The sequence below is a fragment of the Candidatus Anaeroferrophillus wilburensis genome, from assembly GCA_016934315.1.
Lineage (GTDB): Bacteria > Desulfobacterota > Anaeroferrophillalia > Anaeroferrophillales > Anaeroferrophillaceae > Anaeroferrophillus > Anaeroferrophillus wilburensis.
Window position 1 is genome coordinate 41,937 of record JAFGSY010000012.1, and the last position, 13,106, is coordinate 55,042.

Annotated in this window: 16 protein-coding genes; all 16 read left to right on the top strand. The window is 52.3% G+C overall.

Going from position 1 to position 13,106, the window contains the following annotated elements:
- Nucleotides 1-11 precede the first annotated feature (11 nt).
- The gene (locus JXO50_02710) at nt 12-572 is read left to right on the top strand and encodes an HAD-IIIA family hydrolase (GenBank protein MBN2331996.1); all 561 of its coding nucleotides are present in this window, start codon (nt 12-14) and stop codon (nt 570-572) included.
- 58 nt (nt 573-630) lie between these two features.
- A complete protein-coding gene (lptC, locus tag JXO50_02715; protein ID MBN2331997.1) occupies nt 631-1,188 on the top strand; it encodes an LPS export ABC transporter periplasmic protein LptC in 558 nt (185 codons plus the stop codon).
- Entirely contained in the window at nt 1,185-1,706 is a 522-nt protein-coding gene (locus tag JXO50_02720; GenBank protein MBN2331998.1) for a hypothetical protein, read from the top strand. The genes lptC and JXO50_02720 overlap by 4 nt, the downstream gene beginning before the upstream one ends.
- Nucleotides 1,707-1,727: 21 nt before the next feature.
- The gene (lptB, locus tag JXO50_02725) at nt 1,728-2,456 is read left to right on the top strand and encodes an LPS export ABC transporter ATP-binding protein (protein MBN2331999.1); all 729 of its coding nucleotides are present in this window, start codon (nt 1,728-1,730) and stop codon (nt 2,454-2,456) included.
- A gap of 175 nt (nt 2,457-2,631) precedes the next feature.
- A complete protein-coding gene (gene rpoN, locus JXO50_02730; protein ID MBN2332000.1) occupies nt 2,632-4,095 on the top strand; it encodes an RNA polymerase factor sigma-54 in 1,464 nt (487 codons plus the stop codon).
- A gap of 178 nt (nt 4,096-4,273) precedes the next feature.
- A complete protein-coding gene (gene raiA, locus JXO50_02735; protein MBN2332001.1) occupies nt 4,274-4,819 on the top strand; it encodes a ribosome-associated translation inhibitor RaiA in 546 nt (181 codons plus the stop codon).
- 110 nt (nt 4,820-4,929) lie between these two features.
- Nucleotides 4,930-5,391 (top strand): PTS sugar transporter subunit IIA, encoded by a 462-nt coding sequence (locus JXO50_02740; GenBank protein MBN2332002.1) that lies wholly within the window; start codon nt 4,930-4,932, stop codon nt 5,389-5,391.
- Between the two features lie 58 nt (nt 5,392-5,449).
- Entirely contained in the window at nt 5,450-6,391 is a 942-nt protein-coding gene (hprK, locus tag JXO50_02745; protein MBN2332003.1) for an HPr(Ser) kinase/phosphatase, read from the top strand.
- Nucleotides 6,388-7,260: an RNase adapter RapZ gene (gene rapZ, locus JXO50_02750; GenBank protein MBN2332004.1), complete on the top strand. Its 873-nt coding sequence runs from the start codon at nt 6,388-6,390 to the stop codon at nt 7,258-7,260. Before hprK ends, rapZ begins: the two co-directional genes overlap by 4 nt.
- Before the next feature lie 15 nt (nt 7,261-7,275).
- The gene (locus JXO50_02755) at nt 7,276-7,677 is read left to right on the top strand and encodes a PTS sugar transporter (GenBank protein ID MBN2332005.1); all 402 of its coding nucleotides are present in this window, start codon (nt 7,276-7,278) and stop codon (nt 7,675-7,677) included.
- Nucleotides 7,674-8,168 carry a PTS sugar transporter subunit IIB gene (locus tag JXO50_02760; protein ID MBN2332006.1) on the top strand — a complete coding sequence of 165 codons (495 nt, stop codon included), beginning with the start codon at nt 7,674-7,676 and terminating at the stop codon, nt 8,166-8,168. Before JXO50_02755 ends, JXO50_02760 begins: the two co-directional genes overlap by 4 nt.
- A gap of 67 nt (nt 8,169-8,235) precedes the next feature.
- Nucleotides 8,236-8,949: a PTS sugar transporter subunit IIC gene (locus JXO50_02765; protein ID MBN2332007.1), complete on the top strand. Its 714-nt coding sequence runs from the start codon at nt 8,236-8,238 to the stop codon at nt 8,947-8,949.
- 61 nt (nt 8,950-9,010) lie between these two features.
- Complete coding sequence (locus tag JXO50_02770; GenBank protein MBN2332008.1) at nt 9,011-9,763, top strand: PTS system mannose/fructose/sorbose family transporter subunit IID; 753 nt, start codon at nt 9,011-9,013, stop codon at nt 9,761-9,763.
- A gap of 28 nt (nt 9,764-9,791) precedes the next feature.
- Nucleotides 9,792-10,064: an HPr family phosphocarrier protein gene (locus JXO50_02775; protein MBN2332009.1), complete on the top strand. Its 273-nt coding sequence runs from the start codon at nt 9,792-9,794 to the stop codon at nt 10,062-10,064.
- 17 nt (nt 10,065-10,081) lie between these two features.
- On the top strand, nt 10,082-11,839 hold the full coding sequence (gene ptsP, locus JXO50_02780; protein MBN2332010.1) for a phosphoenolpyruvate--protein phosphotransferase: 1,758 nt from the start codon (nt 10,082-10,084) through the stop codon (nt 11,837-11,839).
- 59 nt (nt 11,840-11,898) lie between these two features.
- Nucleotides 11,899-13,068, top strand: coding sequence for a methionine adenosyltransferase (locus JXO50_02785; protein MBN2332011.1), 1,170 nt, complete (start codon nt 11,899-11,901; stop codon nt 13,066-13,068).
- Nucleotides 13,069-13,106 lie beyond the last annotated feature (38 nt).

Genomic DNA, 13,106 nt, shown 5'->3' on the forward strand with positions numbered 1-13,106 from the left:
CAGCCGGAAAAATGAATCCACCAAAAAAACAGCCACAACTGGCTGACAGTCTCCAGCAACGTCTCCTGCCCCTTAGGGGACTGGTGATGGATGTTGACGGCGTCCTCACCGATGGCCGGATTATTATCAACGACCGGGGTGAGGAAAGTAAACACTTTCATGTTCGTGACGGCCATGGCATCAAGCTGTTGCTGCGTACCGGTTTTCAGGTGGCCCTGCTTACCGGGCGGCAGTCCCAGGTTGTGCTTCATCGGGCCCGCGAACTGGGAATCGACACCGTCTTCCAGAAAATCCGCGACAAGGTCACCGCTTATGAACAGATCAAAGCAAGACTCGGTCTTGCCGATCAGCAGATCTGCTATGTGGGCGATGATCTGGTGGATATCCCGGTTCTCCGTCGGGCCGGCTTGGCAGCCACTGTCGCCGATGGCATTGCCGAACTTGACCAGGTGGTTCACTGGCGAGCTTCACTGCCGGGCGGTGGTGGTGCCGTCCGCGAACTGTGTGAACTGATCATGCACACCCAACAAACCTGGGAAGCGGCAACTGAACGTTATTTCGGCCAACAATGATGCCGACTGTGCAGCTTGCCCGCACCGGCCAACCACCAGCAGCTTTTTCAACCGATCAATGAAAAAATACCTCATCAGCACCGGTGTGCTTATCTTGAGCAGCATCCTTATCCTGACCGTTTTCCTGAAGCTGAAGCCGGATGCGGTGAAGGAAACCGTGCTGCCGGCCATTGCCCGCCACCTGGAGTTTGAGCTGAATGATGCCCATTATACCCATTCCAAAAGCGGTACAAAACGCTGGGAGCTTACGGCCGCCAAAGCTCAACGACAAAAAGGCAGCGAAACCATTGAAATGATCGATTTGGCCATCACCCTGTTTGCCGATGACGGCTCGCTGACCACCATTGTCGCCGATCAGGGTGCCTACACCACCAATACCGGTGACATCAAGCTCCAGAAGAATATTGTCATAACCAGTCCAACATACACCATCACCACGGACAATTTAACCTACCTTGACCAGCAGGAAAAGCTGATCATCAAGGATCGGATTACCGTTCTCCGGGATGGATTTGCCCTGAAAGCTGCCGGCGCGTCGATGGAAGTACCGAAAAACATCTTCCACTTTACCGGCGGCGTCAGCGCCACCATCCAACGACAAAAGGAACAGCCATGATCATAAAAAATATCACCCACTGGTTCACCCTGACCCTCATCCTTTTGGCCACGATGCCGGCCCTGGCAGCACCGCCCTCCTTCACCTCCTCTTCTTCGGCACCCATTGACATTACCGCCGACCGCCTCGACATTGAGCAGCAGCATGGCAAAGCGGTTTTTCAGGGCGACGTGCTGGCCAAGCAGGAGGATATGACGGTCCGTTCCCAGATCATGACCATCCTGTTCGCCACCGAGGGAGAAAGCAGCGATGTTCAGGAGATTATTGCCGAAAACTCGGTAACCATTACCCTAGGGGCGAAGGTGGCCACCTGTGAAACAGCCCATTTTTACACTAATGGCAACAAACTGGTATTGACCGGCAATCCGTTGCTCAAGGAAGGACAAAACGTTATCGAGGGTGTCAAAATCATCTTTTTTCTTGATGAAGACCGCAGTATTGTCGAAGGAAAAACAGATGCCCGGGTGAAAACAACCATTTTCCCCGGCCAGAAAGGGCTGTTTGATAACCAGCAATGACCTCAACAAGGACTATCATCAATGAATAACAACCGTTTTGTTGCCGAAAACCTGGTAAAAAAATACAACCAGCGGGTGGTGGTGGATGAGGTATCCATTTCCATCCAGTCACATGAAATCGTCGGGCTGCTGGGTCCCAATGGGGCTGGAAAAACCACCACCTTTTATATGATGGTCGGTCTGATTAAACCCGATACCGGACAACTGCTCTACAATGATCATGATATCACGGCGTTACCCATGCCCCAACGGGCACGGCAGGGAATCAGCTACCTGCCGCAGGAAGCATCGGTCTTCCGTAAATTGACGGTTGAGGAAAACCTGAAAGCTATTCTGCAGACCCTTCATCTTTCACCCGCCGAGCAGGAAAACCGGCTGGAGGAGTTGCTGACCAAATTCGGGCTTGACCGAATACGCACCAACAAGGCCATGACGGTCTCCGGCGGTGAACGGCGGCGGGTAGAAATTGCCCGGGCACTGGTGCTTTCGCCGACCTTTATTCTGCTCGATGAACCGTTTGCCGGCATCGACCCCATTGCGGTCAACGACTTGCAAAACATTATCCGCGATCTTAAAAATCAGCAGATCGGAGTCCTGATCTCCGACCATAATGTCAGGGAGACCCTTGGGATCTGCGACCGGGCCTATATCATGGACCAGGGGAAAATCCTCGAGGAAGGCCTGCCCGACACCATTGTTGCCAGTCCCAAGGCCCGGAAAATCTATCTCGGCGACAGTTTCACCCTCTAACGTTGCCGGCCCTCCTACCATACTCCGGCCCCTCATTGGCAGCTGACCCCAAGTAAAAAAAACAGTAGCAGCGCACTGCCCTGACTATTTCCTTGTCTTTTTTTTAGCCATCCATTATAATTTGGGTATTATTTTTGCATAACCATAAGCTGTTTTTCCGAGGCATTTTACCCACATGAATGTTACTCTTAGTCAAAACTTGCGCCTGACCCAGTCGCAACAGCTGGTTCTGACGCCCCAGCTGCAGCAGGCAATCAAGCTTCTGCAGCTGAACCAGCTTGAACTGGCTGCCATGGTCACCCAGGAAATGGAGACCAATCCGGTATTGGAGGAGGTACAGGAATCCCCTAGCGAACAGGAAGAGGCAGACGAGAGCTCCGAATCTGCGGCCGAAAAGCGGACGCTGGCCGAGGACAGCAAAGACCGGCAGGAAAACCGCGAAGCGGTGCTGGATATGGATTGGAACCAGTACTGCGACAATCGCGGAGTTTCAGGCAGCAGCCGGTCAAACTATGACCAGAATGATGCTCCAGCTTGGGATTATAACCTTTCCAGTCCCCAAACCCTCAGCGACCATCTGTTCTGGCAGCTGCAGATGACCCCCTTGCTGAACAAAAGTCAGAGCCGGATCGGCGAAGCAATCATCTATAACATCAATGATGACGGTTACCTCGACACCAGCGTTGAGGATCTGGCAGCCGAATGCGCCGCAAGCCCCGCTGACATAGAAGAGGTGCTGGCCAAAATCCGGCTCTTTGATCCGGTGGGCGTCGCGTCCCGGAGCCTTGAGGAATGCATCCTGACCCAGATGATCTATCTCGGCCTCGATGATGATCTGAACCGGGAAATTGTCAGCCATCATCTCAAACTGCTGCAAAACAAAAACTATAAGAAGATCGCCCGGCTGCTGAAGGTTGAGGAAGAGCAGGTCATCGAGTCGATCAAAACCATTCTCACCATCGATCCCAAACCTGGCCGGCAGTACAGCGGCACCATTGCGCAATCAATCATTCCCGATCTCTACATCTTTAAAAGTGAAAACAACTGGGTGATTGTCCTCAATGAAGACCGCATTCCACGCCTTGCAGTGAACCGCTATTACCGAGACCTTGCCGATCAGCAGAAAGACTTCAACCCGCTCACCCGCAATTACCTGGTGGAAAAGATCCGTTCGGCCCAATGGCTGATCAAAAGCATTGAACAGCGCCAGAAAACAATCTATAAGGTAATGAAAAGCATTCTTCATTTCCAACAGGATTTTTTTGATCGCGGCCCCCATCATCTGCATCCCCTGATTCTCAGGGATATCGCTGATGACATCAGCATGCATGAATCAACCGTCAGCCGGGTAACCCAGAACAAGTATGTCCAGACGCCCCACGGCATTTTCGAGTTAAAGTATTTTTTCAATAGCAGCATCCATCGCAGCGACGGTGACGATGACATTGCCTCCGAGAGTGTCAAACATAAGATCCTAGATATTATCGCCCAGGAGTCACCGGACAAACCGGCGAGCGATAAGGCGATTGCCCGGATTCTCCAGGAAGAACATAATATCAATATTGCCAGACGCACCATTGCCAAATATCGTGACATGCTGGGCATCCTTTCATCCAGCCGGCGGAAAAAGATCTTTTAACCGTCGGCGAATGGCTGCCAGGTACGATACCACTCGGCAGCACGGTATCTTATTGACAGACACCTGCCATTCTGCTAGTGTTTTCGACCTGTTTTCAGCAGCACCAGACACAGGAAATTCATCAAGTAACGAGCGGCGCGGCGCCATCAGGGCGGCGCCAGAAAAAAGGGGGAGATGGATGAATATTAATGTGACATTTCGCCACATGGAAACCACCGATGCATTAAAGCAGTATGCCGTTGAGAAGGTCTCAAAAATAAAAAAGTACCTTGATGCCCCGGTTGAAGTCCAGGTGGTCCTGTCGGTGGAAAAGTTCCGCCATATTGCCGAAGTCAGCTTCATCATCAACGGGTTCGTCGTCAAAGGCCAGGAAGAAACTGAAGATATGTATGCCGCCATTGACATGGTGATGGACAAGATTGAGCGGCAGGTGCGTAGATATAAGGATCGACTGAAGAAGCGACGTGGGGCGGGAACCGCAGAAGAAAAAATGCAGGTGAAGATGAATGTGGTGACGGTTGATCATGAGCAGGAGGAAACCACGCCCACGGTCATCAAAAGCACCAACTTTTCCATCAAGCCAATGGCAGTTGATGAAGCAATCATGCAGATGAATCTCATGGACAATGACTTCCTGGTGTTCAGAAATGACAACACCAATGAAGTGAATGTTATCTATCGGCGCAAAGATGGTAATTACGGTCTTATCGAGCCCAACGCCTGAGTCCGGGCTCCAAACTCCTTCTCATCATAACCGCTTCCCGGCGGCAGACGGCGGACGAACCATTCAAGTTTGCGGCCAGGTGAAGTGCTTTTCTCAGCAGGATCTTTTAGATGAAACTTTCAGACTATTTTGACCAGTCATTAATCATCAGCGACTTGGACTGTGCAGACAAGGATACGGTACTGAAAAAATTCGCCGCCTGTGTCCATCAACGGTTTCCAGAGCTGGAGGCAGAAGAGATCTACCACATCCTGAAAGAGCGTGAAGACCTGGGAAGTACCGGCATCGGAGAAGGGATTGCCATTCCCCATGGGAAGATGAAAAACCTGAGCACCATTATTGCCGCTTTTGCCCGCAGCAAAGATGGTGTTCCCTTTGATTCCATTGATGAACAGCCGGTAAAATTCTTTTTTCTGCTGCTGGCAGCAGAAAATTCCGCCAGCCTGCATCTTAAAGCGTTGGCCAAAATCTCCCGGATGCTGAAAAACACCTCCTTTCGCGATCAACTGGCTATGGCGGAAGGGGCAAGCGGCATCTATCAGGTTATCAGCGCCGAAGATGAACGCCTGTAACCTGTAAGAGGAAGCAGACCCCCTTTTGCACAGGCCTCCCATCAGCACGGCAGAGTACATGAAAACAATAACTGTTTCCGATTTACTGGATAAGAATGAAGAATACGACCTGCAGCTTGAATTGCTTAACCCCGGCAGTAGTCTCAGCCACACCATACGTCATTACCGCGTTCAGAAACACGGTCTGGCATTCTCCGGCTTCAGCCAATACCTTGATCGGGAAAGAATTCAGCTGATCGGCAGAACAGAGACATCATACCTTAAAACGCTTGATGCTCAAACCTGCTCCCGGATTGCCGCCCAGCTCTGCAGTCACGATCTGGCCTGCTTCATCCTCACTTCAGGTCTTGAACCCCACCCGGCCATGCTGCAGCAAAGCACGGCTAACCATCTCCCTTTTCTCCGGACCAGCCATAAAACCTCAAAGTTTATTATCCAGATAAATCGGCTGTTGGAGGATCACCTGACCAAGACAGCCACGGCCCTCGGCGTACTGATTGACCTGTATGGAGTCGGCATTCTGCTCACCGGAGAAAGCGGGATCGGCAAAAGCGAGTGCGCTCTGGATCTGATTCAGCGTGGCCACCGGTTGATTGCCGATGATGTGATCAATATCCGCCTTATCCCCCCAAAGACACTCATTGGTTCTGCGCCATCCCTGCTCTCCTACCATATGGAGATCAGGGGCCTGGGGCTGATCAATATTGAGGATATTTTCGGAGTAACGGCTATCCGCGAGCAGAAACGTCTCGATCTGGTCATCAAGCTGGTTCCCTGGGCTGCTTATGACAACAGCGACCGGCTGAATCTGGAGCAGAAAACCCACACCATTCTGGGAGTAACGCTGCCAAGCCTGTCCCTGCCGGTTAGCCCGGGACGTAACCTGGTGACAATTATTGAAATAGCAGCCCGCAACCATATGCTGGCTAAAATGGGTAAAGCACCGGGGCGGAAACTCTTGGATCATCTGGCCAATAAAATGGGACAAAAAGCATCATGAACCAGCAATCCCTGTCAGTAATTATCATTACCGGACTCTCAGGAGCCGGGAAAAGCAGTGCCCTGAAAGTCCTTGAAGATCTGGGGTATTTTTGCATTGACAACCTTCCGGTATCCTTTCTGGCAAAATTTCTTGAACTATCCAACACCTTTTCACCATCCATGCGGGGCATCGCCTTGGTGATGGATGTCAGGGAAAAAGAATTCATCAACCGCTTTCCCGACATGTTCCAGGAACTGCTGAACACGGGGACAAAACCTGAGCTGCTCTTTCTCGAAGCCCAGGACAGCACCCTCATCAAGAGATTCAGTGAAACCAGGCGGCGACATCCGCTGGCGGTTGACGCCCCGGTTCCGGCAGGCATCAGGCAGGAAAGGGAACTGTTGCAGCCCATCAGACGACTGGCGACCAGAATTATTGACAGCAGCACCCTGACCGTTCACCAACTAAAGCATCATCTGGTCACCATTGTTGCCCCGGAAACCGATCCAGCAACCCTCTACATATCACTGATCTCTTTCGGTTTTCGCAACGGGATGCCGGCTGAAGCCGATATTGTCATGGATGTCCGTTTCCTGCCCAATCCCTATTTCATCCCGTCTTTGAGAGATAAAACCGGCCTTGACCAGGAAATCCAAGACTATGTTCTCAACCAGGAAAGCAGCCGGGAATTCATCAGCCGCTTTACCGATATGCTTGATTTTCTCATCCCCCAGTACCGGCGGGAGGGGAAAACCTATCTCACCATTGCCATCGGCTGCACCGGCGGACAGCATCGCTCCGTAAGCATCGGCAGGGCCCTTAAGGCGCAACTTGAATCATCGGGACACCATCTGAAACTGGCACACCGGGATCTTCCCGGAGGCTAAAGGAAACTATTGTCCATGATTGGCATTATCGTTGTTACCCACCATACGCTGGCAGAAACCCTGATTGAAACGGCCGAACAGATTGTCGGTCCCCTGGATAATGTTGAGAGCATTGGCATCGCCCCTGCCGACGATGTGGAGCAGATCAAGAAGCGGCTAGCGGCCGCCATCAGCGCCCTAAAAAAACAAGGCAAGGCGGTCCTGATCATGACCGACATGTTTGGCGGCACCCCCTCCAATATCAGCCTTTCCTTTTTTGAACCTGACAGCGTTGAAATTATTTCGGGCGTCAATCTGCCTATGCTTCTGAAGCTGGCAACGGAACGGCAGCAGCGATCCCTGCCAAACCTGGCGTCTTTTATTACTGAATACGGCCGGAAAAACATCTTTTCCGCCGTGGAGTTTCTCGGACAATGACAACCCTCCTGGTCCGTGTTGACGACCGTTTGATTCATGGCCAGGTGGTGGAAACCTGGGTCCCTTATCTCAAAGCGGTCCAGATCATCGTCGCAGATGATGACGTGAGCCGTGATCCATTTAAAAAAAGAATTATGGAAATGGCTGCCCCCCCCCTGGTCAACGTCATTATCAAAACAGTTCCTGATGCAGTGAGCTATGTGAAAGAAAACTTTTTCCGGCCGACAGCGGTCAACACCATTTTCCTACTCTCCTCCATTAAGGATGCTTTGCAGGCACTTGATCTGGAACTGCCATGCAATCGCCTTAACCTGGGTAACATCCATTATGAAAGTGACAAAACCCCGATTACCAATTCCATCTCGCTGGATAGCAGCGAAATTGCCCTCCTCCACAAAATAGATCAAAAGGGGGTAGCCGTTTTTGTACAGCCGGTACCACGGGTTCCACCGCATGATTTTTTTGCACTTCTGGCAAAGAAAATCATATGACCAACCATGAATATCTATACCTCGGGGTACCTTATGAACCAGCAATGCAGAGAGAGCCATAACCACCATGACCCTTGCCATCAGCACCATACTTATAACGTCACTTAAGCTGGCTGTCGCCGGGGCCTGTATCTGTTTAGACCGAACAGCATGCGGACAACTGATGATCTCCAGACCGATGGTTGCCGGCACCCTGATGGGATTTTTGGCCGGCAACCCGACACTCGGGCTGTTCACCGGCGTCCTAATCGAGCTGTTATGGCTGCATGAACTGCCGGTCGGCACCGTGATTCCCACCGACGACACCCTGGTTGCTGTCCTGGCCAGCGGTATTGCTGCCGCCATAACTGCTAAAACGCAACTTTCCGACCCGGCGGCCAGCGGAGCAGTGGTGTTTCTGGTAATCGCCATCCTGCTGCCGCTGAGTTCTCTCAGCAGAAAGATTGAATGTCTGATCAGAAACCGTAATGCGACTATCCTTACCAGGATGGAAACCCAGCTGTTAGCCGGCAATCCTGACCACGCCATCGCCTTACACCTTTGGGGAATCTACCATTTCTGGTGTTATAATGCGCTGGCCATTTTCATAACCAGCACCCTGATGCTGTTGATCGTGCCAAGTATCAACCGGCTGCTGCCAGCCGGTCTCATAGCGGTCATGGATGGCCTGTTGATTATCTTTCCCCTGCTCGGCATTGCAAGTCTCCTCTCAAGCCTGCATCGGAAACATATGCACATTCTTTTTGTGATCCTGGCCTTGGCCTTCACCTGTCTCCGGTAATCCCTTGAAAACCGGACGCGGATATGAGTATAAACGCCTCTTTTGCTACTAGAGTTTGCCCATGCACTTGCGAATAACTCTTGAACAACGTATTTTTTTACGCAGCCTCTGCTGGCAGGCCTCCTGGAATTTCGGCCGCATGCAGAATATGGGACTGGCATACGCCATCTACCCGCTCCTGCAGCAGCGCTACGACAGACAGCGGCAGCAGCTGTGCAAGGCATTATCCGCCTATCTGGGATTTTTCAACACCAATCCGGTGATGGCTGCTGCGGTTCTCGGCATTCTTGTCCACCTGGAAAAACGGGGGGAGGGACAGCATGGCATGCTGATCGCCAGGAACCTCAATTCCCTCTATGGCGCCGTAGGCGATGCTTTTTTCTGGAATGGCCTCAAACCGGCAATGGCACTGCTGGCGGTCATCATCTATTTTGCCGGGGGCGGTTTCTGGGCGCCGCTGCTGCTGCTGGCGGGATATAATGCTGTGCACTTGGGGATCCGCTACACTATTTATACCCTCGGCGTTCACCACGGACTGGAGGTGATCAATACCATTCATTACTGGCGGCTGCCAAAGGTCAAGCTGGTCATGAGCTATGGCATTGTTATCATGATGGCGGCTATCATACCGTTGATGTTCAGCACTCTTCAGCCGGTTCCCGGTTGCCCGATCAGCTTTTTTCTGCTACTAATCGGAGGAATCTATTTGTGCTCCCATCTTTTGGCTCGGGGGATTGCGTTACCTAAACTTTTTTACGGCAGCAGCCTGTTTGTGGCGTCAGTCATCATCGGCTATCGCTATTGGTTTTTTTAAAGGGCTTGCGGCTTCTCAAGTGGCTATCATGCAAAGGAAAGAATTCACCATCCTTAATAAGCTGGGTCTCCATGCCCGGGCGGCAGCGCTGCTGGTTAAGACCGCCAGCGCGTTCACGGCTGAAATCCACGTCGGCAGGGATGATCTCCGGGTTAACGGCAAAAGCATTATGGGAGTCCTGCTGCTGGCCGCCTCTCAAGGCAGTACCATCTGGATTGAAACCGGCGGGGATGATGAAGAGGATGCCATGCAGGCCATAGGTGAACTTATCAACAACGGCTTTGGCGAACTGGAACCATGACAGATAATCAATGTATCATGAAGGGTATTGGCGTTTCCCCGGGAATCGTCGTCGGCCGAGCCTTTCTCCTTGACCGGGACAAACTGAAACCGGCCATGGAAAAAATTGCCAGTGAGCAGGTCCAGGGAGAGATCGACCGCTTTCTGGACGCCATTGCCGCTGCCCGGCGCGAACTCATGGAGAGTCATGACAAGGCACTGAAGAATTCCAGCACCAATAATGGCAGCAAGGATCATCTCTACCTTTTTGACGTCCATCTAATGATGATGGATGATAAAATGATTACAGATGAAACCGCCAAGCTGATCCGCGAAAAAAAGATCAATGCGGAATGGGCCTTGACTTTGAACGTTGAAAAAATCAGGAAAATTTTCGACCGCATGGACGACCCCTACATGCGAGAACGGCAGGCGGATATTTCCCATGTGGCTGAGAGAATTCTCCGCCAGCTGATGAAGAGTGACTATGACAGCATAGAAAAAATTTCCAACGATGTCATTCTCATCGCCCATGACCTGTCACCGGCCGACACCATGCAGCTCAACCTCGGCAAAGTAAAAGCATTTGTTACCGACCTGGGGGGACGCACCTCCCATACCGCTATCGTCGCCCGTTCACTGGAAATTCCGGCAGTGGTCGGCCTTGAACGGGCAACAGAAATGATCAATGGCGGCAACCGGCTGATTGTTGACGGCATTGACGGCCGTATTATTGTCTCCCCCACCCTTGAGCAGGTCCGCCACTACCGCGAAAAAGCGGAAAAATACCTCTTTTTCCAGCGGCAGCTGCTGGAAAACCGTGAGCTGGCCCCACAGACCAAAGATGGCTTTGCCATCGAGCTGGCCGCCAACATCGAAAACCCGGAAGAAGCGGAATCAGCAATCTCCCATGGCGCCGGCGCCATCGGCCTCTACCGGACGGAATTCCTTTATCTCAACCGGGATGATCTTCCCAAAGAGGAGGAACACTATATCACCTATAAGCGGGTGCTGCAGATGGTGCCCGACCAGGAAGTCACCATCCGGACACTGGACCTGGGATATGACAAAATTTCCCGCCACCGTTTCCATGAGGATACCATTAATCCCGCCATGGGGCTGCGGGGCATCCGTTTGTGTTTCAAGCAGAAAGAGATCTTTCGCGACCAGCTTCGTGGCATTCTACGGGCCAGCCAGCACGGCAAGGTAAAAATCCTCTTCCCGATGATTTCCGGCATGCGTGATCTCAGGCAGGCTAAAGAGATTCTTGCAGATGTCAAGGATGAACTGCGCCGCAAAGGGATTGCCTTTGACGACAATATCCCCATCGGGGTAATGATTGAGATCCCTTCAGCCGCAGTGGTCGCCGATCTCCTGGCCCGGGAAGTGGATTTTTTCAGCATCGGCACCAATGATCTTATTCAGTACACCCTGGCTGTCGACCGGGTCAATGAACATGTCTCCTGTTTTTACGAACCGCTGCACCCGGCGATTCTCAGGTTGTTGCAGAACACCATCGAAGCAGCCCATGGCAACGGCATCCCGGTAAGTGTCTGCGGGGAAATGGCTGGTGAACCGCTCTACACTCTGGTGCTGCTGGGACTGGGACTGGATCAGCTGAGTATGAACCCCCTTTCCATCCCGTACATCAAGAAAATCATGCGGGACAGCACCTATGAGGAAGCCAAAGAGATCGTCAAGGAATGCCTGACGTTCACGGTGGCCACGGATGTTGAGAACTTTGTCGAAGAACAGATGCGGCACCGCTTCACCGACGACTTTTTGATGAAACTGTAGCCGCCAGGCTAACCATTAAGGACAATACTTTTACGACCCCAAGAGAAGGAGCTATAATCATGAGCATGCCCAATTACCTTTTCACTTCCGAATCAGTAACCGAGGGGCACCCCGACAAGATTGCTGATCAGATTTCCGATGCGGTACTGGATAATATTCTCGAGCAGGATGCGACCGGGCGGGTTGCCTGTGAAACCATGGTCACCACCGGCATGGCAGTGATTGCCGGCGAAATCACCACGTCCTGCTATGTTGACATCCCCTCGGTGGTCCGCGAAACCATTAGAGAGATCGGTTATGACGATTCCTCCATGGGCTTTGACTGGGAAACCTGTGCCGTCCTCACCAGTATCGACAAGCAGTCACCGGACATCTCCATGGGCGTCACTTCGGGCGAAGGACTCTACAAGGAGCAGGGCGCCGGCGACCAGGGACTGATGTTCGGTTATGCGTGCAATGAAACCGATGAACTGATGCCCATGCCCATTGTTTATGCCCACCGGTTGACGAGGGAACTGGCCCGCCAGCGGAAAAACCGTACGCTGCCTTTCCTCCGGCCGGACGGCAAGTCCCAGGTAACCATTGAATATGAAGGACACCAGCCGAAAAGGATTGACACGGTCGTGGTTTCCAGTCAACATGCCCCCGACATAGCCTACAACGAGCTGAAGGAAGGAATCATCGAGCAGGTTATTAAACCTGTACTCCCGGCGGCCATGCTGGATTCCCAAACCAACTTTTACGTCAATCCCACCGGCCGCTTTGTGGTCGGCGGCCCCATGGGGGACTGCGGGTTGACCGGACGGAAGATTATTGTTGACACGTATGGCGGCCAGGGCAGCCACGGTGGCGGCTGCTTTTCCGGCAAAGATCCCTCGAAAGTGGATCGCAGCGCCTCCTATATGGCCCGCTACATTGCTAAAAATATTGTCGCCGCCGGCTTGGCCGAACGCTGTGAAGTCCAGGTAGCCTATGCCATCGGCGTCGCCCAGCCGGTCAGCGTCATGATCAACTGTTTCGGCACCGGCAAAATTCCCTCGGAAACCATCTCAGAACTGGTGCGCAAAAACTTCGATCTACGGCCGGCAGCTATTATTGAAAAGCTTGACCTCCTCCGTCCCATCTATCTGCAAACCGCCGCTTACGGACATTTTGGCCGCCAGGAACCGGGTTTCACCTGGGAACAGACCGACATGGCCGCCACCCTCCAACGCGAAGCAGGGATATGAGCAGCATCCCCAATTAACAGTGTATGGTTAAAGGAACA

Bases quoted from the DNA above. Each gene is read 5' to 3' on its own strand.
- JXO50_02770 (MBN2332008.1), top strand. From the start codon at position 9,011: ATGCACTTGCGAATAACTCTTGAACAACGTATTTTTTTACGCAGCCTC.
- JXO50_02720 (MBN2331998.1), top strand. From the start codon at position 1,185: ATGATCATAAAAAATATCACCCACTGGTTCACCCTGACCCTCATCCTT.
- rpoN (MBN2332000.1), top strand. From the start codon at position 2,632: ATGAATGTTACTCTTAGTCAAAACTTGCGCCTGACCCAGTCGCAACAG.
- ptsP (MBN2332010.1), top strand. From the start codon at position 10,082: ATGAAGGGTATTGGCGTTTCCCCGGGAATCGTCGTCGGCCGAGCCTTT.
- raiA (MBN2332001.1), top strand. From the start codon at position 4,274: ATGAATATTAATGTGACATTTCGCCACATGGAAACCACCGATGCATTA.
- rapZ (MBN2332004.1), top strand. From the start codon at position 6,388: ATGAACCAGCAATCCCTGTCAGTAATTATCATTACCGGACTCTCAGGA.
- JXO50_02765 (MBN2332007.1), top strand. From the start codon at position 8,236: ATGACCCTTGCCATCAGCACCATACTTATAACGTCACTTAAGCTGGCT.
- lptC (MBN2331997.1), top strand. From the start codon at position 631: ATGAAAAAATACCTCATCAGCACCGGTGTGCTTATCTTGAGCAGCATC.
- JXO50_02740 (MBN2332002.1), top strand. From the start codon at position 4,930: ATGAAACTTTCAGACTATTTTGACCAGTCATTAATCATCAGCGACTTG.
- JXO50_02760 (MBN2332006.1), top strand. From the start codon at position 7,674: ATGACAACCCTCCTGGTCCGTGTTGACGACCGTTTGATTCATGGCCAG.
- lptB (MBN2331999.1), top strand. From the start codon at position 1,728: ATGAATAACAACCGTTTTGTTGCCGAAAACCTGGTAAAAAAATACAAC.
- hprK (MBN2332003.1), top strand. From the start codon at position 5,450: ATGAAAACAATAACTGTTTCCGATTTACTGGATAAGAATGAAGAATAC.
- JXO50_02785 (MBN2332011.1), top strand. From the start codon at position 11,899: ATGAGCATGCCCAATTACCTTTTCACTTCCGAATCAGTAACCGAGGGG.
- JXO50_02710 (MBN2331996.1), top strand. From the start codon at position 12: ATGAATCCACCAAAAAAACAGCCACAACTGGCTGACAGTCTCCAGCAA.
- JXO50_02755 (MBN2332005.1), top strand. From the start codon at position 7,276: ATGATTGGCATTATCGTTGTTACCCACCATACGCTGGCAGAAACCCTG.
- JXO50_02775 (MBN2332009.1), top strand. From the start codon at position 9,792: ATGCAAAGGAAAGAATTCACCATCCTTAATAAGCTGGGTCTCCATGCC.